The organism is Enterobacter cloacae complex sp. 2024EL-00227 (genome assembly GCF_043945315.1).
GTDB classification, from domain to species: Bacteria; Pseudomonadota; Gammaproteobacteria; order Enterobacterales; family Enterobacteriaceae; genus Enterobacter; species Enterobacter roggenkampii.
In genome coordinates this window covers 110,212-132,632 of record NZ_JBIMQP010000011.1, presented here as the reverse complement: position 1 = coordinate 132,632, position 22,421 = coordinate 110,212, and the positions used below count along the sequence as shown (strand labels likewise).

Annotated in this window: 20 protein-coding genes; 11 read left to right on the top strand and 9 right to left on the bottom strand. The window is 57.8% G+C overall.

The genetic code is table 11. The annotated features are described in order from the left end of the window. Positions 1 to 180 precede the first annotated feature (180 nt). Genes hofQ through pilM form a run of 5 tightly spaced genes read right to left on the bottom strand, consistent with a single transcriptional unit; the run spans position 181 to position 3,451 of the window. Positions 181 to 1,419: a DNA uptake porin HofQ gene (gene hofQ, locus ACHH0Z_RS18660; protein ID WP_045409139.1), complete on the bottom strand. Its 1,239-nt coding sequence runs from the start codon at positions 1,417 to 1,419 to the stop codon at positions 181 to 183. Further along, the gene (locus tag ACHH0Z_RS18655) at positions 1,331 to 1,735 is read right to left on the bottom strand and encodes a HofP DNA utilization family protein (protein ID WP_045409136.1); all 405 of its coding nucleotides are present in this window, start codon (positions 1,733 to 1,735) and stop codon (positions 1,331 to 1,333) included. Before ACHH0Z_RS18655 ends, hofQ begins: the two co-directional genes overlap by 89 nt. Further along, entirely contained in the window at positions 1,725 to 2,180 is a 456-nt protein-coding gene (locus ACHH0Z_RS18650) for a hypothetical protein (RefSeq protein WP_045409133.1), read from the bottom strand. Before ACHH0Z_RS18650 ends, ACHH0Z_RS18655 begins: the two co-directional genes overlap by 11 nt. 3 nt (positions 2,181 to 2,183) lie before the next feature. Next, on the bottom strand, positions 2,184 to 2,678 hold the full coding sequence (locus ACHH0Z_RS18645; RefSeq protein ID WP_045409130.1) for a PilN domain-containing protein: 495 nt from the start codon (positions 2,676 to 2,678) through the stop codon (positions 2,184 to 2,186). Beyond that, positions 2,675 to 3,451, bottom strand: a complete 777-nt coding sequence (gene pilM, locus ACHH0Z_RS18640; protein WP_045409128.1) for a pilus assembly protein PilM — start codon at positions 3,449 to 3,451, stop codon at positions 2,675 to 2,677. Before pilM ends, ACHH0Z_RS18645 begins: the two co-directional genes overlap by 4 nt. Before the next feature lie 120 nt (positions 3,452 to 3,571). Here pilM and mrcA point away from each other — a divergent pair, with 120 nt between their 5' ends. Further along, positions 3,572 to 6,124: a peptidoglycan glycosyltransferase/peptidoglycan DD-transpeptidase MrcA gene (gene mrcA / locus ACHH0Z_RS18635; protein WP_023326230.1), complete on the top strand. Its 2,553-nt coding sequence runs from the start codon at positions 3,572 to 3,574 to the stop codon at positions 6,122 to 6,124. Between the two features lie 80 nt (positions 6,125 to 6,204). On the opposite strand, the gene nudE is transcribed toward mrcA, so the two are convergent. After that, positions 6,205 to 6,765: an ADP compounds hydrolase NudE gene (nudE, locus tag ACHH0Z_RS18630; protein ID WP_008503041.1), complete on the bottom strand. Its 561-nt coding sequence runs from the start codon at positions 6,763 to 6,765 to the stop codon at positions 6,205 to 6,207. A 324-nt stretch (positions 6,766 to 7,089) separates the two neighbouring features. Between nudE and ACHH0Z_RS18625 the strand changes: the two genes are divergently transcribed. From ACHH0Z_RS18625 to pckA, 5 genes are all read left to right on the top strand, one after another. Beyond that, positions 7,090 to 9,225, top strand: coding sequence for an intracellular growth attenuator family protein (locus ACHH0Z_RS18625; RefSeq protein ID WP_008503042.1), 2,136 nt, complete (start codon positions 7,090 to 7,092; stop codon positions 9,223 to 9,225). 68 nt (positions 9,226 to 9,293) lie between these two features. Then, positions 9,294 to 9,977 carry a GMP/IMP nucleotidase gene (gene yrfG, locus ACHH0Z_RS18620; protein WP_045409125.1) on the top strand — a complete coding sequence of 228 codons (684 nt, stop codon included), beginning with the start codon at positions 9,294 to 9,296 and terminating at the stop codon, positions 9,975 to 9,977. Further along, the gene (hslR, locus tag ACHH0Z_RS18615; protein ID WP_008503044.1) at positions 9,974 to 10,375 is read left to right on the top strand and encodes a ribosome-associated heat shock protein Hsp15; all 402 of its coding nucleotides are present in this window, start codon (positions 9,974 to 9,976) and stop codon (positions 10,373 to 10,375) included. Before yrfG ends, hslR begins: the two co-directional genes overlap by 4 nt. Positions 10,376 to 10,393: 18 nt before the next feature. Further along, entirely contained in the window at positions 10,394 to 11,278 is an 885-nt protein-coding gene (gene hslO, locus ACHH0Z_RS18610) for an Hsp33 family molecular chaperone HslO (RefSeq protein WP_161958630.1), read from the top strand. 351 nt (positions 11,279 to 11,629) lie between these two features. Next, entirely contained in the window at positions 11,630 to 13,249 is a 1,620-nt protein-coding gene (gene pckA / locus ACHH0Z_RS18605) for a phosphoenolpyruvate carboxykinase (ATP) (protein ID WP_021242192.1), read from the top strand. Between the two features lie 66 nt (positions 13,250 to 13,315). Here pckA and envZ read toward each other — a convergent pair whose 3' ends face one another. Then, positions 13,316 to 14,662 carry a two-component system sensor histidine kinase EnvZ gene (gene envZ, locus ACHH0Z_RS18600; RefSeq protein WP_008503047.1) on the bottom strand — a complete coding sequence of 449 codons (1,347 nt, stop codon included), beginning with the start codon at positions 14,660 to 14,662 and terminating at the stop codon, positions 13,316 to 13,318. Continuing rightward, positions 14,659 to 15,378 carry a two-component system response regulator OmpR gene (ompR, locus tag ACHH0Z_RS18595; RefSeq protein ID WP_001157751.1) on the bottom strand — a complete coding sequence of 240 codons (720 nt, stop codon included), beginning with the start codon at positions 15,376 to 15,378 and terminating at the stop codon, positions 14,659 to 14,661. The genes envZ and ompR overlap by 4 nt, the downstream gene beginning before the upstream one ends. A gap of 228 nt (positions 15,379 to 15,606) precedes the next feature. Between ompR and greB the strand changes: the two genes are divergently transcribed. From greB to feoC, 5 genes are all read left to right on the top strand, one after another. Beyond that, positions 15,607 to 16,080, top strand: coding sequence for a transcription elongation factor GreB (greB, locus tag ACHH0Z_RS18590; RefSeq protein ID WP_008503048.1), 474 nt, complete (start codon positions 15,607 to 15,609; stop codon positions 16,078 to 16,080). 88 nt (positions 16,081 to 16,168) lie between these two features. Further along, entirely contained in the window at positions 16,169 to 18,499 is a 2,331-nt protein-coding gene (locus ACHH0Z_RS18585) for a Tex family protein (protein WP_021242190.1), read from the top strand. A gap of 319 nt (positions 18,500 to 18,818) precedes the next feature. Then, positions 18,819 to 19,046: a ferrous iron transporter A gene (feoA, locus tag ACHH0Z_RS18580; protein WP_008503050.1), complete on the top strand. Its 228-nt coding sequence runs from the start codon at positions 18,819 to 18,821 to the stop codon at positions 19,044 to 19,046. A 30-nt stretch (positions 19,047 to 19,076) separates the two neighbouring features. Then, entirely contained in the window at positions 19,077 to 21,395 is a 2,319-nt protein-coding gene (feoB, locus tag ACHH0Z_RS18575; RefSeq protein WP_021242189.1) for a Fe(2+) transporter permease subunit FeoB, read from the top strand. Between the two features lie 12 nt (positions 21,396 to 21,407). Beyond that, positions 21,408 to 21,647: a [Fe-S]-dependent transcriptional repressor FeoC gene (feoC, locus tag ACHH0Z_RS18570; protein ID WP_008503052.1), complete on the top strand. Its 240-nt coding sequence runs from the start codon at positions 21,408 to 21,410 to the stop codon at positions 21,645 to 21,647. Here feoC and bioH read toward each other — a convergent pair. Then, positions 21,619 to 22,401 (bottom strand): pimeloyl-ACP methyl ester esterase BioH, encoded by a 783-nt coding sequence (bioH, locus tag ACHH0Z_RS18565; protein WP_008503053.1) that lies wholly within the window; start codon positions 22,399 to 22,401, stop codon positions 21,619 to 21,621. The genes feoC and bioH overlap by 29 nt on opposite strands. Positions 22,402 to 22,421 lie beyond the last annotated feature (20 nt).

Below are 22,421 nucleotides of genomic sequence, written 5' to 3'. Positions count from 1 at the left end.
GACTAAAAATTATCTCAATACTCCGGCTTGTTTGGCAACTGATTAAATCACCGCGCCGGGCGCATAAGGTAATAAGACGTAAGTCCAACTCAAATCGGTACTCCTTGTATGCTAATTCATGCCCCACGTCAAACATCTGCAACAAACTGAATGCAAAATCATTGCGGGGATCGTTACCCGTCAGCGAATACCGACCAGACGTGGTGTAATAAACACCACTAATTCACGCCGTTCGTTGTCTTTCCCGTCATGACGAAAAAGCGATCCAATCCAGGGGATGCTTCCCAGACCGGGTACGCTGTCACTGCCGGTTTTGTTCTTCTGGGAAAAAATTCCGCCCAACGCCAGCGTTTCTCCACTTTTTACCTCCACCTGGGTTTCTATCTCCTGCTTGTCGATAGCCAGCGTTTCGCCATCGGCCTGCTGCAGAACCTGTCCCGGCATATTTTCGCTGATGTGTAGTTTCAGGCGCACGCGTCCCCCCGGCAATACCACCGGTGTGACCTCCATTCCGAGTACCGCCTCTTTAAACTCAACGGAGGTGGCGCCGCTTTCCCCGCTTGAGACCTGATACGGAATTTCGCTGCCCTGCTTAATGCTGGCAGGTTGCATATGCGAGGCCAACAGCCGCGGGCTGGCAATAATATCGACCTGCTGTTTTTGCTCCAGCGCTGAAAGTTCCAGATCAAGCAACCTGCCGTTAATCCGACCGATATTAAACCCCACGTGGCTGGTGGCGCTGGCAACAGAAAGATCGCTGCCCAGCGTCGTCAGTTGTCCCACCTTGCCCGCGTCGGTAGCGTCGGCGAGATTCCACTTCACCCCCAGCTCACGCAGGCTTTTTTCGTTAATGGTCACAATATGCGCCGCCAGTTCGACCTGCTCGACGGGAATATCCATCTCGGCGGCCCAGCGCTGCAGCGTATCCACCGCAGCCTGGTTATCCCGAATCAGCAGACGGTTAGTACGTTTGTCGACGGATAAACTCCCCTTTGGGCTCAGGAGTTTTTCCGCGGCTTTTTGCAGCTCCCCGGCATCCGCATAAGAAAAGGGAATGCCCTGAGTGACCAGCGGGGCATCAAGCTGTCGACGCGCCTGTTCCTGCTCTGAACGCTCCCGCTGCTCACGCTGCCAGGCCGCGGTATGCACATAAAAAATACCGCCCTCCTCGCGCAAGACGAGTCCGGCGCTGGAGACGACCGTTCGTAACGCCTGCCTCCAGGGAACGCGCGTCAGGTTAAGCGAAAGCGTACCGCTGACATCAGGCGATACCACCAGATTACGGTTCTCCTGTGCGACCAGGGCCTGTAACACCTGGACCACAGGCACGTCATCCACCACCAGCGTGACCGGTTTTGGCGCGGCGGCCCACAGCGGTTGGCTGAACGCCAGCAGCCACAGCATTATCCGTAAATTCATTTTTGTCCGTTCCTTCTCGTTGCCACGTCCATTTTCCCGGGTCACAGGTGTCACCCACATCAACCGCCAGCTCCGCTGCATTGACGGCGGTTATCCTCCAGCCAGCCGGGAAGCGCTCATGCATTTTCAGCCGGTACCAGCGCTTTTGCCCATCCTGTAAAATGCCGATAGTCTCCTGCCCTTCCACCATGCCGCGAAAGCGCCACTGCGCCAGCTCGCCAATGGCGCAAGGATCGTCCGGAGGACGAAACGGATCGCGCATACCGGTTAATAGCAGCACTGAGCAAACCAGCAAAAATCGCGCGCTATTTCGCATGTTCCAGCTCCAGCCGCAGGCGTAACGCCGAACCTTGTGGCGAAATCGTGAAAGCCGCGATCTGCACATCCTGCTGTGCCAGCCGGGAAAAAAGCTCAGGAATGGCCTGCCACTCCGCATCCAGCGACAGCTCCCCTCCATTTTGCAGCGGCTTCCAGTGAACCAGCGTCGTGTTATCGCCCTGAAAATTGAGCGGGGAGAACGGCGCCAGCTCCCGAGCCTTCGCAGCGTCCGGACGAAACGACCCCTTTCTGACAACAGGCCATAACGATGCGTTAGTGCTTACATCCTCAATCAGCTGGCGTTGTTGTTCAGCACACTGCTTGTCTATCGGTCTGAGCAACGCGCCCCACGCGACCAGCCCTGCCAGGAGACTCCCCAGGCACCAGCAGAGTACCCGATGCCAGGGACGGCTTTCGCACCAGCGTTCTAACAAGGTATTCACGCGTTACCCCTCGCTTTTGAGATGAAGCGTAAACAGCCAGTGCCCCCGACTATCCTGACGAAGCTCGCCCGGCGTCCCGGGTGTAAAGCCCGCTATTTGGCCAAGCGCATCGCGCAGAGTAGAGAGGGCCGGCAGGGTGATAGCGTAACCGGTCAATATCAGCGCAGGCGGCTGATAGCGCAGCTCTGTCAGCCAGACCTGTGAAGGAATGGCGCGGGAAAGGGAGGCCAGCACCGGTTGCCATGCGCGTCGTTGCCTGGTTTGCACGGGGAGCTGCGCCTGTGCGGCCAGTTTTTGCCGGGCGACAAGCGCGTGCTGCACGGACTGCATTCCCGTCAGATCCGTTTGCAGCGCGCGCAGTTTCACGAACTGGTTCATCCGCAGACAAACAATGACTACGAACATCAACAGTACTGTGCCGATACACATTGCGCCCCAGAAGCGCAGGCATCGCGCGCGCCGCTGCTGTCGCCAGGGCAGAAAATTCAGGATGCTCATCCGGGCACCTCGCTCATGGCCAACGCCAGCGCGACGGTATAATCAGCCCCGCATTCCGGCAGCGGAGCATGGCAGCGTTCCAGGATTTCCCATGGATCACGTCGGCAATCAAACAGCGCGATGTCATCCGGACCAAGCGCCAGCAGCGCCGCCAGCTCGGCCACGTTTTCTGCTTCGGCAGTTAAGCGGCGTCCCCACTGGTGGCGCATCGCCCAGAGCCACTGCCGATCGTCCCGCCAGGCGACGCACTTCGCTGGCGCCACTGCGGGAAGAAGATTCGTCAGCGCGCTGGCATCCGGGGTAATGGTCACCAGCCGCAAACGCAGCGTTTTCGCCAGCGCCAGAAGGGTATCGACCTCGTTGTTTTGTGCGGCCGTCACGTGAAAGGTATTGCTGAAGGTATCCTGCGCGTAATCGAAACAGAGGGTATCGGCAGACATCTCCAGTTCGCGGGCGAGCGCGCTACCCAGCCATGAGAGCTGCTCGCTGTCGCGCAGCGCAACGGTCGGGCGGGGAAGCGACCGCTGCAGAGTGCGTGCTGCCGGGAAAGAGAGGAACACCCGATGGGCGTGCGGCAGCGTTTTTCGCCAGTCGCGCAACGCATCAACCAGCTGTTCTGGCTGGCAAATTTTGCCGTCACGAATGATGCCTTCAGCCAGCGGGATTGCCCACCAGCGCCGCAGACGCCAGCCGGACTTCTCCCGGTCCAGCGCCACGATCAGCACCCTATCCTGTTGAATATGAACGCCCGTTTGCCATGTTTTGAAGGCCATGCTTCACGATCTCCTTATCGCCCGTCGCCCTGACGGCTATATCAATGAATCAGGCTTGCCTTTATACTACCGCGCGATTGTTTAGAAACTGCCCAAGTAAAACCAAATGGGAAATCTCCGGTGAAGTTCGTAAAGTATTTATTCATCCTTGCAGTCTGTTGCATTCTGCTGGGAGCAGGCTCGATTTACGGTTTGTACAAATATATTGAGCCACAGCTACCTGATGTCGCCACGCTTCGCGATGTGCGTCTCCAGATCCCGATGCAGGTCTATAGCGCCGATGGCGAGCTCATGGCGCAGTATGGCGAGAAGCGTCGTATCCCGCTGACCTTAAACCAAATTCCACCCGTGATGGTGAAAGCCTTTATCGCCACGGAGGACAGCCGTTTTTACGAGCACCACGGTGTCGATCCGGTGGGGATTTTCCGTGCCGCGAGCATTGCGTTGTTCTCTGGTCACGCCTCTCAGGGGGCGAGTACCATTACGCAGCAGCTGGCGCGTAACTTCTTCCTCAGCCCTGAAAAGACGCTGACCCGTAAGATCAAAGAGGTGTTCCTGGCGATCCGTATTGAGCAGCTGCTAAGCAAAGACGAGATCCTTGAGCTGTACCTCAATAAAATCTACCTGGGCTACCGTGCCTATGGCGTGGGGGCGGCCGCGCAGGTGTACTTCGGTAAGCCTGTTGAGCAACTCACCTTAAGCGAAATGGCCACCATCGCCGGTCTGCCAAAAGCGCCGTCCACGTTTAACCCGCTCTACTCGCTCGATCGCGCCACCGCACGTCGTAACGTCGTCCTGTCACGTATGCTGAGCGAAGGCTATATCAGCCAGAGCGAGTACGACCAGGCGCGCAACGACGTCATTGACGCTAACTACCACGCCCCGGAGATCGCCTTCTCTGCGCCTTACCTGACCGAAATGGTTCGCCAGGAGATGGTGAACCGTTATGGCGACAAGGCCTATGAAGATGGCTATCGCGTGTACACCACCGTCACCCGTAAAGTGCAGCAGGCGGCGCAGGACGCGGTGCGCAACAACGTGATGGACTACGATATGCGTCACGGCTATCGCGGCCCGTCAAACGTGCTCTGGAAGGTGGGCGAAAGCGCGTGGGACAGCAAGAAAATCATCAGTACGCTGAGAGCACTGCCTACCTACGGGCCGCTCCTTCCTGCCGTGGTGACGCAGGCCGATCCTCAGGAAGCCGTTGCGACGCTGGCGGACGGTACGTCCGTCTCCCTGCGCATGGACGGTATCCGTTGGGCGCGTCCGTACCGCTCGGATACCCTGCAGGGCGCCACGCCGCGTAAAGTGACCGATGCGGTACAGACCGGGCAGCAAATCTGGGTGCGCAAGGTTGGCGAATCCTGGTGGCTGGCGCAGGTGCCGGACGTCAACTCGGCCCTGGTTTCTATCAATCCGCAGAACGGTGCTGTACTGGCCCTGGTCGGCGGGTTCGATTTCAACCAGAGCAAATTTAACCGCGCCACCCAGGCGCTGCGTCAGGTCGGTTCCAATATCAAACCGTTCCTCTACACGGCCGCGATGGATAAGGGCCTGACCCTCGCCAGCATCCTCAACGACGTGCCAATCTCCCGCTGGGATGCGGGGGCGGGTTCCGACTGGCAGCCTAAAAACTCCCCTGCGGAATATGCCGGCCCGATTCGTCTTCGTCAGGGTCTGGGACAGTCGAAAAACGTGGTGATGGTGCGTGCCATGCGCGCCATGGGCGTCGACTATGCCGCAGAGTATCTGCAGCGCTTCGGTTTCCCGGCGCAGAACATCGTTCGCACCGAGTCGCTGGCGTTAGGCTCAGCCTCCTTTACGCCGCTTCAGGTCGCGCGTGGATACTCGGTGATGGCCAACGGCGGCTTCCTGATTGACCCGTACTTCATCAGCAAGATCGAGAACGATCAGGGCGGCGTGCTGTTCGAGGCGAAGCCGAAAATTGCCTGCCCTGACTGCGATATTCCGGTCATTTATGGCAATACGCCGAAATCTGAAGTACTTGAAAACAAGGACATGGAAGACCCTGCCGTGTCGCAGGAGCAGCAGAACGGCGTGGTGCCGCAGCCGCAGCTCGAGCAGGCGAACCAGGCGCTGGTGGCGCAGACCGGCGCGCAGGAATACGCCCCGCATGTGATCAACACGCCGCTGTCTTTCCTGATCAAAAGCGCGCTGAACACCAACATCTTCGGTGAGCCAGGCTGGCAGGGTACCGGCTGGCGCGCAGGACGCGATCTGCAGCGCCATGATATCGGCGGTAAAACGGGGACAACCAACAGCTCGAAAGACGCGTGGTTCTCCGGTTACGGTCCGGGCGTGGTGACCTCAGTCTGGATCGGCTTCGACGATCACCGCCGCGATTTAGGGCGTACCACGGCCTCCGGCGCAATTAAAGATCAGATTTCCGGCTACGAAGGCGGCGCGAAGAGCGCGCAGCCAGCCTGGGACGCCTACATGAAGGCCGTTCTTGAAGGCGTGCCGGAGCAGCCGCTGACGCCACCGCCTGGCGTGGTGACGGTCAATATCGACCGCAGCACGGGCCAGCTCGCCAACGGCGGTAATAGTCGCGAGGAGTATTTCATCGAGGGCACACAGCCAACCACACAGGCGGTGCATGAGGTGGGTACAGAGATTATCGATAACGGCGAAACGCACGAGCTGTTCTAAATGTAAAAATGCCCGGTAAAAACCGGGCAACACAGCGTAGGCCGGGTCAGGCGAAGCCGCCACCCGGCTTTTTTTATGGGCTACAGCCGCCCCTGCCCCTTCAGCCACTCCCGTACCAGGAACAGCGCGCTCACGTTGCGAGCCTCATTAAAGTCAGGGTCTTCCAGGAGGTCCATCAGATGCGCCAGCGGCCAGCGAACCTGCGGCAGCGGCTCCGGCTCATCCCCTTCCAGCGATTCAGGATAGAGATCTTCCGCCACCACGATATTCATTTTGCTGGAAAAATAGGACGGCGCCATGCTCAGTTTTTTCAGGAATGAAAGCTCATTCGCCCCGAACCCCACCTCTTCTTTCAGCTCGCGGTTTGCCGCTTCAAAGACGGTTTCGCCCGGGTCGATCAGCCCTTTCGAGAACCCAAGCTCGTAAGATTCCGTTCCCACAGCGTATTCGCGGATCAAAATCAGATGATCGTCGACAATCGGCACAATCATCACCGCTTCGCGCGACGAGGGGCGCATACGTTCATAAACGCGACGCACACCGTTGCTGAACTCCAGATCCACACTTTCGACATTAAACAGGCGCGATTTGGCGACTGTTTCAACATTCAGAATGGTGGGTTTTTGTAGTGGTTTGCTCATCGTGATGGGTCTTAGCAGTGAGAACTGGCGTTATTGTGCGATACGCCGCACGGTTTCGGCAATGTCAATCGTTCTTTATTTACATTTATGCAACGTAGCAGGGATCAATCCTCAATTCAAAACAAATGTCAAGAGGTTGAAATGTTTCCAGGAATTTGCTGATATCGCGCCATAACAGGCTTTGCTATCATCACCGGTCACTGGGATGCGCTTCAGAATGCTCAAGTTCGACTCCATACTTGCCGATAGCCAGCCACAGACTCTCATTCAATGTAAAGGTGCTACTGACTACACCTGTAAGAAGATAAGTAAGATGGGGAAAGCATGAGCACCATTTTGATTGTTCTCGCTGCTATGCTGGCCGGCGCATTGGTTGCAGGGTGGTTGTACAGGCGCCGCATACAGCGCCGTTATCGCCTGCCTTTTTTAACTGCATTTGCGGGCGCGACCACGCGTAAACTCACGCAAGACGAGCGCGATGCGGTTGAAAACTATCTCGAAATCCTGAACCGTACTCAGCTCACGCCTGGGCCAACGGGTGCCACCGCTGCGCCCGTGGCGTTAAAGCTTAATGCGCAGAGTGATACCGTGCTCTGCGTGACGCGCTCCATCACGCGCTATGGCATCACGACTGATGACCCCAACAAGTGGCGCTATTACCTGGATTCCGTCGAAGTGCATCTCCCTCCGTCCTGGGAGCAATACATTAATGACGAAAACAGCGTTGAGCTGATTCACACCGATTCATTGCCTCTGGTTATCTCGCTTAACGGCCACACGCTGAATGAATATCTTCAGGAAGCCCCGCGTTTTGCGCTGGAGCGCGCCAGTTCGACGCAGGCTTCTATTCGTGGCGAAGAGACAGAGCAGATCGAACTGCTGAACATTCGCCAGGAAACCCATGAAGAATACGCGCTGAGCCGACCGGACGGCATTCGTGAAGCCCTGCTGATCGTCGCCGCCTTCCTGCTCTTTTTTTTCTGCCTGCTGACGCCGGATGTGTTTGTCCCCTGGCTGGCGGGCGGTGCGGTGCTGCTGCTGGCGGGCGGGCTTTGGGGGCTCTTTGCTCCGCCGGCCAAAACCTCGTTGCGCGAGATCCACTGCCTGCGCGGGACGCCAAAGCGCTGGGGTCTGTTCGGTGAAAACGATCAGGAACACCTCAACAATATCTCGCTCGGGATTATTGACCTGATTTACCCGCGCCACTGGCAACCGTGGATCGCGCAGGATTTAGGCCAGAAAACCGATATTGATATCTACCTTGACCGCCACGTTGTGCGTCAGGGGCGCTTCTTATCCCTGCATGATGAAGTGAAAAATTTCCCGCTTCAGCACTGGCTTCGCAGCACGGTCATTGCCGGGGGCGCGGCGCTGGTCTTAGTCATGCTGCTGCTTTTCGTACCGCTGGATATGCCCATCAAATTCACCCTGTCGTGGATCAAAGGGGCGCAAACCATTGAAGCGACCAGCGTCAACAAACTGGATGAAGCCGGTGTGCGCGTGGGGGACACGCTGCGCCTGAAGGGAACCGGGATGTGTAATATTCACACGCCGGGGGCATGGAACACGCGTCAGAACTCGCCGTTCATGCCTTTCGATTGCTCGCAAATTATCTGGAACGACGCACCGCCGCTGCCGCTGCCGGAATCAGAAGTGGTGAATAAAGCCACGGCGCTTACCCAGACGGTTAACCGCCAGCTGCACCCGAAACCGGACGATGATTCGCGCGTCAGCCCTGCGCTGCGTTCGGCCATTCAAAAATCAGGCATGGTTCTGCTGGATGATTTTGGTGACATCGTTCTGAAAACGCAGGATCTCTGTTCTTCGCAGGATGAGTGCATACGTCTTAAAAATGCCCTGGTCAACCTCGGGAACAGTAAAGACTGGGACTCGCTGGTAAAGCGCGCCGAAGCGGGACGACTGGATGGCGTCAACGTGCTGCTGCGTCCGGTGAGTGCTGAATCGCTGGATAACCTGGTCGCCACCTCCACATCACCGTTTATGATGCGCGAAACCACCCGGGCGGCTCAGGCGCTGAACAGCCCGGCACCGGGCGGCTTTGTGATTGCAAGCGATGAGGGCAGCGACCTGGTCGATCAGCCTTACCCGCAGGTTGCGCTTTATGACTACCCGGCGCAGGAGCAGTGGAGCCAGTTCCAGCGCCTGGCGCAGATGCTGATGCAAACGCCGTTCAGCGCAGAAGGGATTGTCACGAGTGTTTATACCGACGCCAACGGCACTCGCCATATCGGCCTGCACCGGATGCCGGATAGCGCAGGTTTATGGCGCTACATCGGCACCTCTCTGCTGATGACCGCGATGCTGATCGCCATTTTCTGGAACGGCTTTATGGCCCTGCGACGCTACCAGCGCTCGCGCACCCGGCTTGCAGAGATCCAGCAATATTATGAAAATTGCCTCAATCCTAAGCTGATCCCCTCCTCTGAGAGCCTGATCTGATAACGTCGTTGCGCGACAAGATGTGCTACCCTGTCGCGCACGTTTCTTCTGGCTGGAGTTCCCCCCCTATGCATCTTGATATCGACTGGCAGCAGGTCGACACCGTTCTGCTGGATATGGACGGCACGCTGCTCGATCTCGCCTTTGACAACTATTTCTGGCAAACGCTGGTGCCGGAAACCTATAGCGAGCAGCAGGGAATCTCCCCGGCAGAAGCGCAGGCATTCATTCGTTCGCAATATAGCGCCGTGCAACATACGCTAAACTGGTACTGTCTGGACTACTGGAGCGAGCGCCTCGGTCTGGATATTTGTGCCATGACCACCGCCCAGGGTCCACGCGCCGTACTGCGCGAGGATACGGTTCCGTTCCTGGATGCGCTGAAAGCAAGCGGCAAACGCCGTATTTTGCTGACCAATGCGCATCCCCATAACCTGGCCGTGAAGCTGGAGCATACGGGTCTGGCATCACACCTTGATTTATTACTTTCTACCCACACATTTGGTTATCCGAAAGAGGATCAGCGGTTGTGGCATGCGGTGAAGGAAGAGACGGGCTTGCAGCCGGAACGTACGCTGTTCATTGACGACAGCGAGCCCATTCTGGATTCCGCGGCAAGGTTTGGCATTCGCTATTGTCTGGGCGTCACCAATCCTGACTCTGGCCTGGCTGAAAAAAGCTATCTGCGCCACCCGGGACTGAACGACTACCGCCAGATGATCCCCTCACTGACCGTGAAGGAGAGGCCATGAAAGAAAAACCCTCTGACGGGGTAAGACTGGATAAATGGCTGTGGGCGGCGCGTTTTTATAAAACGCGCGCCCTTGCCCGCGAAATGATTGACGGCGGAAAGGTGCATTACAACGGCCAGCGCAGCAAACCAAGCAAGCTGGTTGAGCTGAATGCCACCTTAACGCTGCGTCAGGGCAACGATGAACGTACGGTAGTGATTAAAGCCATTACCGAACAACGACGGCCCGCCCCGGAAGCCGTCCTGCTTTATGAAGAGACGGCGGAAAGCATAGAAAAGCGTGAGAAGACCGCGCTGGCGCGCAAAATGAATGCGCTAACCATGCCCCATCCGGACCGGCGACCGGACAAAAAAGAGCGCCGCGATCTGATGAAATTTAAACACGGTGAGAGCGAGTAACCCTCACCCGCACGAGAGATGAAAATGGCCCAACACGACCAATTACACCGCTATCTGTTTGAACAATTCGCCGTGCGCGGCGAACTGGTCACCGTATCCGAAACCTGGAAACAGATTCTGGAAAACCACAACTACCCGCTGCCGGTGAAGACCCTGTTGGGCGAACTGCTGGTTGCCACCAGCCTGCTGACCGCAACGCTGAAGTTTGCCGGCGATATCACCGTGCAGCTGCAGGGTGACGGCCCAATGTCGCTGGCGGTCATCAACGGCAATAACCAGCAGCAGATGCGCGGCGTGGCGCGCGTTCAGGGCGACGTGCCTGAAAATGCTGACCTCAAAACGCTGGTAGGTAATGGCTACCTGGTGATCACCATCTCCCCGGAGGAAGGTGAACGCTATCAGGGCGTGGTGGGTCTGGAAGGCGATACCCTGGCAGCCTGCCTGGAAGATTACTTCATGCGTTCTGAACAGTTGCCTACGCGTCTCTTCATCCGCACCGGTGAAGTGGACGGCCAGCCAGCTGCTGGCGGGATGCTGCTGCAGGTTCTGCCTGCGCAGGACGCGCAGACCAATGATTTCGAGCACCTGGCGACGCTGACCGAAACCATCAAGGCGGAAGAGCTGTTCAACCTGTCGGCGACCGACGTGCTGTGGCGTCTGTACCACGAAGAAGAAGTGACCGTCTACGACCCGCAGTCCGTGGAGTTTAAGTGCACCTGCTCCCGCGAGCGCTGCGCTGGCGCACTGAAAACCCTGCCGGATGAAGAGATCGACAGCATCATGGCGGAAGACGGTGAAATTGATATGCACTGTGACTACTGCGGTACGCACTATGTGTTCAATTCGATGGATATCGCTGAGATCCGCAACAACGCCTCCCCGGCGGATCCGCAGGTTCACTAAACCTCTTTCCCCTCACCCTCTTCCGTTTGGGAAGAGGGCTGGGTTGAGGGATAAAACACCCCCCAAGCTGAATCGTTTTCCCAATGTAACTCTTACGTAATTTTCTTACGTGTATGCGATTACATTCACATTCTTTCCGATAAAATCACCAGCCTTTAACCTTTTCGGAACATTTTCCCCAACAAAAAAGCGATTCCTGCGATAATCCGCCTGCGCTGTGACTGGAGTCGCAGCGTTTTCCGTTAGTAAGGGTTTTGTCCAGATGCGTGAATCTATGAGCCCCGTCGCGGTAAACAACCTCAGAAAAACCCTACAATTTCAGGCAGTACATATTGGCTAAGGAGCAGTGATATGCGTGTTACTGGTTTAACCCCGCAAGATCTCAAGGCTTATGGTATTCACGACGTCCAGGAAGTCGTCTACAACCCCGACTACGATACGCTGTATCAGGAAGAGCTCAATCCAGCACTGGAAGGATACGAGCGCGGTGTGTTGACGAATCTTGGTGCTATCGCCGTCGATACCGGTATTTTTACCGGTCGTTCGCCGAAAGATAAGTATATCGTCCGAGACGAAACCACCCGCGATACGCTGTGGTGGGCTGACAAGGGCAAAGGGAAGAACGACAACAAACCGCTCTCTCCGGAAACCTGGCAGCACCTGAAAGGGCTCGTCACCCATCAACTTTCCGGCAAGCGTTTGTTTATTGTCGACGCTTTCTGCGGCGCTAACGCCGACACCCGTCTCTCCGTACGTTTTATCACCGAAGTGGCCTGGCAGGCGCATTTCGTGAAAAACATGTTTATTCGTCCAACCGACGAAGAGCTGCAGGACTTCACCCCTGATTTCATCGTGATGAACGGCGCGAAATGTACCAACCCACAGTGGAAAGAGCAGGGTCTGAACTCCGAAAACTTTGTTGCCTTCAACCTGACCGAGCGTATCCAGCTGATCGGCGGTACCTGGTACGGCGGCGAAATGAAGAAAGGGATGTTCTCGGTCATGAACTACCTGCTGCCGCTGCGGGGCATCGCCTCCATGCACTGCTCGGCTAACGTCGGTGAAAAAGGCGACGTGGCGGTCTTCTTCGGCCTGTCCGGCACCGGGAAAACCACCCTGTCCACCGATCCAAAACGTCGCCTGATTGGCGATGACGAACACGGCTGGGATGACGACGGCGTATTCAACTTTGAAGGCGGCTGCTACGCGAAGACCATTCGCCTGTCTGAAGAGGCCGAGCCGGATATCTTCCACGCGATCCGTCGCGATGCGCTGCTGGAAAACGTCACCGTGCGTGCCGACGGCTCCATCGACTTCGACGATGCGTCGAAAACGGAAAACACCCGCGTCTCTTACCCCATCTACCACATCGACAATATCGTGAAGCCGGTGTCAAAAGCGGGTCATGCCACGAAGGTCATTTTCCTGACGGCGGATGCGTTCGGCGTGCTGCCTCCGGTGTCTCGCCTGACGGCCAGCCAGACGCAGTACCACTTCCTTTCCGGTTTCACCGCCAAGCTGGCGGGTACCGAGCGCGGCGTGACGGAGCCAACCCCAACCTTCTCCGCCTGTTTCGGCGCAGCCTTCCTGTCGCTGCACCCGACGCAGTACGCTGAAGTGCTGGTGAAACGCATGCAGGCATCCGGCGCGCAGGCATACCTGGTGAACACCGGCTGGAACGGCACCGGCAAACGTATCTCCATCAAAGATACCCGCGCCATTATCGACGCTATTCTGGATGGTTCTCTGGACGACGCCGAAACCTTCACGCTGCCGATGTTTGACCTGGCGATCCCAACGTCGCTGCCGGGTGTGGATACGCATATCCTCGACCCGCGCAATACGTACGGTTCGCCTGAACAGTGGCGCGAGAAAGCGGAATCGCTGGCGAAGCTGTTTATCGAGAACTTCGAGAAGTATACCGATACCCCGGCGGGTGCTGCGCTGGTGAGCGCGGGTCCAAAACTGTAGTCCATGTCGGGTGGCGGCTTCGCCTTACCCTACCTGCAAAAAAGGGTGGCTCATGCCACCCTTTTTTCAACTCTCTTTCACCTGCCCCCGCGTGACCGGAACCGGCAACCAGGCGCGAATGCTCAACCCACCCCGCTCGCTGGTACCAATCTCCAGCAACCCGTTATGGTTATCCACAATACGCTGCACAATCGCCAGGCCTAAGCCCGTACCGCTGGTGCTGCGTGCGCTGTCGCCACGCACAAACGGCTGGAACAGATGCTTACGCTGCTCGGGCTTGATGCCCGGACCGTCGTCTTCCACCTGGAACCAGGCGCGGTTGAGCTCAGACCCGCTGCTGACTTTGATCCAGCCGTTACCGTAGCGCGCCGCGTTGACCACCATGTTCGCTACCGCGCGCTTAATGGAGAGCGGGTGCATACGAACCTGAATTTCACCGGCCTGGAGGTCAGTATCAATTTCACGCTCGTAGCCGCTTTCTGCCGCCACCACTTCACCCAGCACCGCGTTCAGGTCCGCCATTTCCATCGGCATCTCCTGGCCGGTGCGCAGGTAGTCGATGAACTGCTCGATGATGGCGTTGCACTCTTCGATGTCCTTGTTGATGGACTCGGCGAGATAACCGTCCTCTTCTCCCATCATCTCCGTCGCCAGACGAATACGCGTCAGGGGGGTGCGCAGGTCATGGCTCACGCCCGCCATCAGCAGCGTACGGTCATCCGCAAGCTGCTTCACGCCTGCCGCCATATGGTTAAACGCACGCGTCACCGAGCGGACTTCCGAGGCACCATACTCGCGCAGCGGAGGAGGAATAATGCCTTTACCGACCTGCAGCGCAGCGTGCTCCAGGTCGACCAGCGGTCGGTTTTGTATTCGGATAAACAGCCAGGCTCCGCCTATCGCCAGCAGCATAATCGCCAGGGTATAGCGGAACAGCGGCGAGAAATCGCCCTGATGGATTTCGGTCAGCGGGACGCGCACCCAGATGTTGGGTGACAGCCAGGTTTTCAGCCAGACAACGGGCGAGCTTTTGTTGACCTCGACGCGCACTTCCGTCGGGCCACCCAGCTGCTGCGCCATCTGCTGGCTGAGAAATTCGTAGTGCTGCGCCCAGCGCAGACCCGCGTCTTCCGCCGCTTCATTCGAATAGAGCGAGATGCCCAGTTCACGGTAGATTTCACGACGAAACGCCGGGGGAACAACCAGCTGCGTGCCGTCCTCCAGCTGCAGCTTATCGGTCATCAGCATACGCACTTCGTAGGCCAGGACCTTATTAAACTGCTGGAGGCTCGGCAGGATCGCAAAGTTCAGCACCACCAGGTAGGTCGTCACCAGGCTGACGAACAGCAGGGTGACGATCAGTAACAGGGTGCGGGCAAACGAGCTTCGCGGCGAGAAGCGCATTCGCCTCATGCTTTAGAGCCGTCCGGGACGAACACGTAGCCCAGACCCCACACGGTCTGAATATAACGAGGATGCGCCGGATCTTCTTCCACCATGCGGCGCAGACGGGAGATCTGCACGTCGATGGAGCGTTCCATTGCGGAGTATTCGCGACCGCGCGCCAGGTTCATCAGCTTGTCGCGGGAGAGCGGCTCACGCGGGTGGCTAACCAGCGCTTTCAGCACCGCGAACTCGCCGCTGGTGAGCGGCATTGGCTCGTCTTCACGGAACATTTCGCGCGTGCCGAGGTTCAGCTTGAACTTGCCGAAGGCAATAACGGCTTCTTCCTGCGACGGTGCGCCCGGCAGCTCGTTCGCCTGACGGCGCAGCACGGCGCGAATGCGCGCCAGCAGTTCACGCGGGTTAAACGGTTTTGGAATGTAGTCGTCGGCGCCGATTTCGAGGCCCACGATACGGTCAACTTCTTCGCCCTTCGCCGTTACCATAATGATCGGCATCGGGTTGCTCTGGCTGCGCAGACGGCGGCAGATAGAGAGCCCGTCTTCGCCTGGCAGCATCAGGTCGAGAACCATCAGATGGAAAGATTCACGGGTCAACAGACGATCCATTTGCTCAGCGTTCGCGACGCTGCGAACCTGGAAGCCCTGCTCGGTCAGATAACGCTCCAGCAGCGCACGCAGGCGCATGTCGTCATCCACGACCAGAATTTTATAGTTTTCTTGCATTGTGTGTACTCCCAAAGGTTCGGATAGTCTTTGTAACAGCGTATTCTAAAAAAGTGCACGTATTCGACCAGTTAATTCTGGTATAAATTCTAGTCGAAATTGTTACAAAGCATATTTAACAGCAGCTTATCTTTTCATTTCACCACATAAATTATTATTAATCCTGTCTGTTACACTGTGTGGTACGTATTGTGCGCAAAACAGAGAACCGGCAGCAAAGGCAGCACCATGAAAACGCCCCTGATCACCCGCGAAGGGTACGAGAAGCTCAAAAAAGAGATGGATTTCCTCTGGCGCGAAGAGCGTCCTGAGGTGACCAAAAAGGTGACCTGGGCCGCGAGCCTGGGCGATCGCAGCGAAAACGCTGACTACCAGTACAACAAGAAGCGGCTGCGCGAAATTGACCGCCGTGTACGCTATCTGACGAAGTGCCTTGAGAACCTGAAAATCGTCGATTACTCCCCGCAGCAGGAGGGCAAGGTCTTCTTCGGCGCGTGGGTGGAGATTGAAAACGACGACGGTGACACCCTGCGTTTTCGCATCGTCGGCTACGATGAAATTTTTGGTCGTAAGGATTACATCTCCATCGACTCCCCGATGGCCCGCGCGCTGCTGAAAAAGGAAGTGGGCGATCTGGCCGTCGTGCAAACCCCAGCCGGTGAAGCCAGCTGGTACGTTAATGAGATCGTCTACGTAAAATAGTCCGAGAGCGCCCTCCCCGGCTGGCATTTTGCCGTGTCAGCCCGTATAACTATCCCCTGATTTTTTCGACTCAACAGATGATAAAGCCATGATGAAAGATTCGCTCTGCCGCATTATTGCGGGTGAACTTCAGGCCAGAGCCGAACAGGTAGAAGCTGCCGTTCGCCTGCTTGATGAAGGGAACACCGTGCCGTTTATTGCACGCTATCGTAAGGAAGTCACCGGCGGTCTGGACGACACGCAGCTGCGTAACCTGGAGACCCGTCTCGGTTATCTGCGCGAACTGGAAGAACGTCGTCAGGCGATCCTCAAATCTATCGGCGAACAGGGCAAGCTGACCAGCGAGCTGGAAAGCGCCATTAACGGCACCCTGAGCAAAACCGAACTCGAAGACCTCTATCTGCCGTACAAGCCGAAGCGCCGCACGCGCGGACAGATTGCAATTGAAGCGGGTCTTGAGCCGCTGGCCGACCTGTTGTGGAACGAGCCGTCCCACGATCCGGATACCGAAGCGGCGAAATTCATCGACGCCGACAAAGGCGTAGCGGACACCAAGGCCGCCCTCGACGGCGCACGCTACATTCTGATGGAGCGCTTCGCTGAAGATGCCGCCCTCCTCGCTAAAGTGCGTGATTACCTGTGGAAGAACGCCCACATCGTCTCTACCGTCGTCGCGGGTAAAGAGGAAGAAGGCGCGAAATTCCGCGACTACTTCGATCACCACGAACCGATTTCCACCACCCCTTCCCACCGCGCGCTGGCAATGTTCCGCGGCCGCAACGAAGGCGTGCTGCAGCTCTCCCTGAACGCCGACCCGCAGTTTGACGAGCCGCCGAAAGAGAGCCACTGCGAGCAGATCATCATCGACCATCTCGGCCTGCGCCTGAACAACGCCCCGGCTGACAGCTGGCGCAAAGGCGTGGTGAGCTGGACCTGGCGCATCAAGGTGCTGATGCACCTCGAAACCGAGCTGATGGGCACCGTGCGCGAGCGCGCCGAAGATGAAGCCATCAACGTCTTCGCCCGCAACCTGCACGACCTGCTGATGGCCGCCCCTGCTGGTCTGCGCGCGACCATGGGCCTCGATCCGGGTCTGCGTACCGGTGTAAAAGTCGCTGTCGTTGACGGCACCGGCAAGCTGGTCGCCACCGACACCATCTATCCGCACACCGGCCAGGCAGCGAAAGCGGCCGTCGTGGTGGCGGCGCTGTGCGAAAAATACAACGTCGAACTTGTCGCCATCGGCAACGGTACGGCGTCCCGCGAAACCGAGCGTTTCTATCTCGACGTGCAGAAGCAGTTCCCGAAAGTAACAGCACAGAAAGTGATCGTCAGCGAGGCCGGGGCATCCGTCTACTCCGCGTCCGAGCTGGCGGCCCAGGAGTTTCCGGATCTGGACGTTTCCCTGCGCGGTGCGGTCTCGATCGCTCGCCGCCTGCAGGATCCGCTGGCGGAACTGGTGAAGATCGACCCGAAATCGATTGGCGTGGGCCAGTATCAGCATGACGTGAGCCAGACTCAGCTGGCGCGCAAGCTGGATGCGGTGGTGGAAGACTGCGTAAACGCCGTTGGCGTTGACCTGAACACCGCCTCCGTCCCTCTGCTGACCCGCGTAGCGGGCTTAACCCGCATGATGGCGCAAAACATCGTCGCCTGGCGCGATGAGAACGGCCAGTTCCAGAACCGTCAGCAGCTGCTGAAGGTAAGCCGTCTGGGGCCAAAAGCGTTTGAGCAGTGCGCGGGCTTCCTGCGCATCAACCACGGCGATAACCCGCTCGATGCCTCCACCGTTCACCCGGAAGCGTACCCGGTGGTGGAACGCATCCTGGCCGCCACCCAGCAGGCGCTGAAGGATCTCATGGGCGACAGCAGCGCCCTGCGCAACCTGAAAGCCGTTGATTTCACTGACGACAAATTTGGTGTGCCAACCGTTACCGACATTATTAAAGAGCTGGAAAAACCGGGCCGCGATCCGCGTCCTGAGTTCAAAACGGCGACCTTTGCTGACGGTATCGAGACCATGAACGACCTGCTGCCAGGGATGGTGCTGGAAGGTGCGGTGACCAACGTCACCAACTTTGGCGCGTTTGTGGATATCGGCGTGCATCAGGATGGCCTGGTCCATATCTCATCCCTTGCCGACAAGTTCGTTGAAGACCCGCACACCGTGGTCAAAGCGGGCGACATCGTGAAGGTCAAAGTGCTGGAAGTGGATCTGCAGCGCAAGCGTATCGCCCTGACCATGCGTCTGGACGAGCAGCCGGGTGACACCAGCGCGCGCCGCGGCGGCAACGGCGGGGGCCGCGAGCAGCAGCGTCCGGCCGCGAAAGCGGCAAAACCGCGTGGACGTGACGCCCAGCCTGCAGGCAACAGCGCGATGATGGATGCACTGGCGGCCGCGATGGGTAAAAAACGCTAAGGTTGTACATGCCCGGTGGCGCTACGCTTACCGGGCCTACGGTTTTGTAGGCCGGGCAAACGCAGTGCCGCCCGGCAAGCAGGCCGCAGGGAATTAAAATAAATAGCGTGTAGCCATATTTAAACCACGAATTATCACCCCGTTAACAAATACCTCTCTTTTCGTTTTCCCGGCATTTCAGCAAATATTGAGCAAGGTCAAACAGGCCGTAAATTAATACCGTAAACAACATTCCGTCACAGTTTTAATATTGCTGATAAAAACTATTCTCATTATCATCGCATAGTAGATAATTTAACCTTTCGTGGAATCAGGCGTTATGCAATTCACTCCAGACAGTGCATGGAAGATTACCGGTTTTACCCGCGAAATTAGCCCGGCCTATCGGCAAAAGCTGCTGTCGCTTGGCATGCTGCCCGGCTCGTCATTCCAGGTCGTACGCGTGGCGCCGTTAGGCGATCCGGTTCATATCGAAACCCGACGCGTGAATCTGGTCCTGCGTAAAAAAGACCTCGCGTTAATAGAAGTCGAAGCCTTATCCCGATAACAAGCCAGCGGTTTCAGTGAGTCCAGAAAAATGAAAAAGTTAACTATTGGCTTAATTGGCAATCCTAATTCCGGCAAGACTACGCTTTTTAACCAGCTGACCGGGGCTCGCCAGCGCGTGGGCAACTGGGCGGGCGTAACGGTTGAACGTAAAGAGGGCCAGTTCACGACGACAGACAACCAGGTGACGCTGGTTGACCTTCCCGGTACCTACTCCTTAACCACCATTTCGTCGCAAACTTCGCTCGATGAGCAAATCGCCTGTCACTACATTCTTGGCGGCGACGCGGATCTGCTGATCAACGTGGTCGATGCCTCAAACCTCGAGCGTAACCTCTATCTGACGCTGCAGCTGCTGGAGCTGGGTATTCCCTGCATCGTGGCGCTCAACATGCTCGACATCGCAGAGAAACAAAAGCTACGCATCGACGTTGATGCCCTCTCCGCACGCCTCGGGTGCCCGGTCGTTCCGCTGGTCTCGACGCGCGCGCGCGGTATTGATGCGCTGAAGCTGGCGATTGACCGTCACGCGGGAAATCGCGACGTTGAGCTGGTGCATTACGCCCAGCCTCTCCTGCGCGAAGCCAACGTGCTGGCGCAGGAGATGGACAAAGCCATGCCTGCGAAACAGCGCCTGTGGCTTGGCCTGCAGATGCTGGAAGGGGATATTTACAGCCGCGCTTATGCCGGTCATGCGGCCGATAAGCTGGACGTGACGGTGGCCCGTCTTAGCGACGAGCTGGACGACCCGGCGCTGCACATCGCCGATGCCCGTTACCAGGCTATCGCCTCGATCTGCGACGTGGTCAGTAACGCACTGACGGCGGAACCCAGCCGCTTTACGGCGGCGGTGGATAAGATTGTGCTCAACCGCTTCCTCGGTTTGCCGATCTTCCTGCTGGTGATGTACGTGATGTTCCTGCTCGCCATTAACATTGGTGGCGCACTGCAGCCGATTTTTGACGCCGGTTCCGTCGCGGTCTTCGTGCACGGCATTCAGTGGGTGGGCTACACCCTGCACTTCCCGGAATGGCTCACCATCTTCCTCGCGCAGGGGATCGGCGGCGGTATCAATACCGTTCTGCCGCTGGTGCCGCAGATCGGCATGATGTACCTGTTCCTCTCGTTCCTGGAAGATTCCGGCTACATGGCGCGCGCGGCGTTCGTGATGGATCGTCTGATGCAGGCGCTGGGCCTGCCGGGCAAATCCTTCGTCCCGCTGATCGTCGGCTTCGGCTGTAACGTGCCGTCGGTGATGGGCGCGCGCACGCTGGATGCACCGCGCGAGCGTCTGATGACCATCATGATGGCGCCGTTTATGTCCTGCGGTGCCCGACTGGCGATCTTTGCGGTCTTTGCGGCAGCCTTCTTTGGCCAGCAGGGCGCGCTGGCGGTCTTCTCGCTGTACGTCCTGGGCATCGTGATGGCGATCCTGACCGGCTTAATGCTGAAACACACCATCATGCGCGGTGAAGCGTCGCCGTTCGTGATGGAGCTGCCGGTGTACCACGTCCCCCATCTGAAAAGCCTGGCGATCCAGACCTGGCAGCGTCTGAAAGGCTTCGTCCTGCGCGCCGGTAAGGTGATTGTCATCGTCAGCGTTTTCCTGAGCGCGCTGAACAGCTTTACCCTGAGTGGACAGGCAGCGGATAACATTAACGACTCTGCCCTCGCCTCCGTCAGCCGCGTCATCACGCCGGTCTTCAAACCGATTGGCGTGCATGAGGATAACTGGCAGGCAACCGTCGGGCTGTTTACCGGCGCGATGGCAAAAGAGGTGGTTGTCGGTACCCTGAACACGCTCTACACCGCCGAGAACATTCAGGAGCAGGAATTTAACCCGGCGGAGTTTCACCTCGGTGACGAACTGCTGGGTGCCGTAGAGGAAACCTGGCAGAGCCTGAAGGACACCTTCAGCCTGAGCGTGCTGGCGAACCCGATTGAGGCGAGCAAAGGCGACGGCGAGATGGCGACCGGTGCCATGGGCGTGATGGGCGAGAAGTTTGGCAGCGCGTCCGCGGCCTACAGCTACCTCATCTTCGTTCTGCTCTATATTCCATGCATCTCCGTGATGGGGGCGATTGCCCGCGAGTCCAGCCGCGGCTGGATGGGCTTCTCCATCCTGTGGGGATTAAACATCGCGTATTCGCTGGCGACGCTGTTTTATCAAACCGTTAATTTCAGCCAGCACCCGCGCTACAGCCTGGTCTGCATTCTCGCGGTTGTGCTGTTTAACGTGATCGTTCTCGGCCTGCTGCGGCGGGCACGCAGCCGCGTCGACATCGACCTGCTGGCAAACCGTAAAACCGCCGCAACCTGCTGCAACAGCCCGGCAGGCGACTGTCACTAAGGAGCACACCCCATGGCATCGTTGATTCAGGTTCGTGACCTGCTGGCACTGCAGGGGCGAATGGAGGCGAAACAGCTGAGCCTCAGCCTGCATACGCCGCAGCCGATGATCGACGCCATGCTGGAAAGACTGGAAGCCATGGGGAAAGCGGTGCGCATTCAGGAAGAGCCGGACGGTTGTCTGTCCGGCAGCTGTAAACATTGCCCGGAAGGAAAAGCCTGCCTCAGGGAGTGGTGGGCACTGCGCGAATAAAGGCGGACAGCGCCGAACAAAACTCGCCAGGATGTGAAATAAATGGCGCGTGTGCCGCTTTAGCAACCACCATTGATTGGCTTTCCGGCCACAGGTTATCCAGCAGTGGAACCACCTTACGCGGAACCAGTCCGTCCAGATAGCCATACATACGCAGGTGCGGAAGCGCCAGCGACGCCAGCGGTTCACGCAGATCGATCGTCTTGAGTATCTCAAGCCCCCCGTTAAGCACCTCAACGTCAGGCATCGGCAGCGACAGCACGGTCTGCTTCAGCGTGCGCGCGTCCTGACGCGCGGTTTCTGTACCCATCGTCTGCAGCGCGAGAAAACGCTCCACCGTCCGCTGGAAATCGTCGCTTAGCTGCTGCTGGAACCCTGCCAGCACTTCAGGCTTGATCCCCGGCCACGCGTCCTGTGCGCTAAAACAGGGTGACGAGGCAACGGTGACCAGCGCGCTCACGCGCCCGGGGTTATCCAGCGCAATCTTGCTTGCCACCAGCCCGCCCAGGCTCCAGCCCAGCCAGACAGCGTTTTGCGGCGCGGCGTCCAGAACCTGCTGCGCCATCTCATCAAGCGACATCGCGCCAAAGCCGCGACTGCGGCCATAACCCGGCAAATCCACCAGATGCAGCGTAAATTGCGAGGCAAGTTCCTCGCTTACGCAACGCCACACTTCAGCATTCAGTCCCCATCCGTGCAGCAGCACAAGATGGCAATTTCCCGTTCCGACGGTCTGCCACCACAGCGTCTTCATCAGTTACTGTTCTCTTTTTC

Excerpts from the sequence above, each read along its gene's own strand:
- hofQ (WP_045409139.1), bottom strand. The coding sequence starts at position 1,419 with ATGAATTTACGGATAATGCTGTGGCTGCTGGCGTTCAGCCAACCGCTG.
- ACHH0Z_RS18655 (WP_045409136.1), bottom strand. The coding sequence starts at position 1,735 with ATGCGAAATAGCGCGCGATTTTTGCTGGTTTGCTCAGTGCTGCTATTA.
- ACHH0Z_RS18645 (WP_045409130.1), bottom strand. The coding sequence starts at position 2,678 with ATGAGCATCCTGAATTTTCTGCCCTGGCGACAGCAGCGGCGCGCGCGA.
- pilM (WP_045409128.1), bottom strand. The coding sequence starts at position 3,451 with ATGGCCTTCAAAACATGGCAAACGGGCGTTCATATTCAACAGGATAGG.
- nudE (WP_008503041.1), bottom strand. The coding sequence starts at position 6,765 with ATGAGCAAACCACTACAAAAACCCACCATTCTGAATGTTGAAACAGTC.
- ACHH0Z_RS18625 (WP_008503042.1), top strand. The coding sequence starts at position 7,090 with ATGAGCACCATTTTGATTGTTCTCGCTGCTATGCTGGCCGGCGCATTG.
- yrfG (WP_045409125.1), top strand. The coding sequence starts at position 9,294 with ATGCATCTTGATATCGACTGGCAGCAGGTCGACACCGTTCTGCTGGAT.
- hslR (WP_008503044.1), top strand. The coding sequence starts at position 9,974 with ATGAAAGAAAAACCCTCTGACGGGGTAAGACTGGATAAATGGCTGTGG.
- hslO (WP_161958630.1), top strand. The coding sequence starts at position 10,394 with ATGAAAATGGCCCAACACGACCAATTACACCGCTATCTGTTTGAACAA.
- pckA (WP_021242192.1), top strand. The coding sequence starts at position 11,630 with ATGCGTGTTACTGGTTTAACCCCGCAAGATCTCAAGGCTTATGGTATT.
- envZ (WP_008503047.1), bottom strand. The coding sequence starts at position 14,662 with ATGAGGCGAATGCGCTTCTCGCCGCGAAGCTCGTTTGCCCGCACCCTG.
- ompR (WP_001157751.1), bottom strand. The coding sequence starts at position 15,378 with ATGCAAGAAAACTATAAAATTCTGGTCGTGGATGACGACATGCGCCTG.
- greB (WP_008503048.1), top strand. The coding sequence starts at position 15,607 with ATGAAAACGCCCCTGATCACCCGCGAAGGGTACGAGAAGCTCAAAAAA.
- ACHH0Z_RS18585 (WP_021242190.1), top strand. The coding sequence starts at position 16,169 with ATGATGAAAGATTCGCTCTGCCGCATTATTGCGGGTGAACTTCAGGCC.
- feoA (WP_008503050.1), top strand. The coding sequence starts at position 18,819 with ATGCAATTCACTCCAGACAGTGCATGGAAGATTACCGGTTTTACCCGC.
- feoB (WP_021242189.1), top strand. The coding sequence starts at position 19,077 with ATGAAAAAGTTAACTATTGGCTTAATTGGCAATCCTAATTCCGGCAAG.
- feoC (WP_008503052.1), top strand. The coding sequence starts at position 21,408 with ATGGCATCGTTGATTCAGGTTCGTGACCTGCTGGCACTGCAGGGGCGA.
- bioH (WP_008503053.1), bottom strand. The coding sequence starts at position 22,401 with ATGAAGACGCTGTGGTGGCAGACCGTCGGAACGGGAAATTGCCATCTT.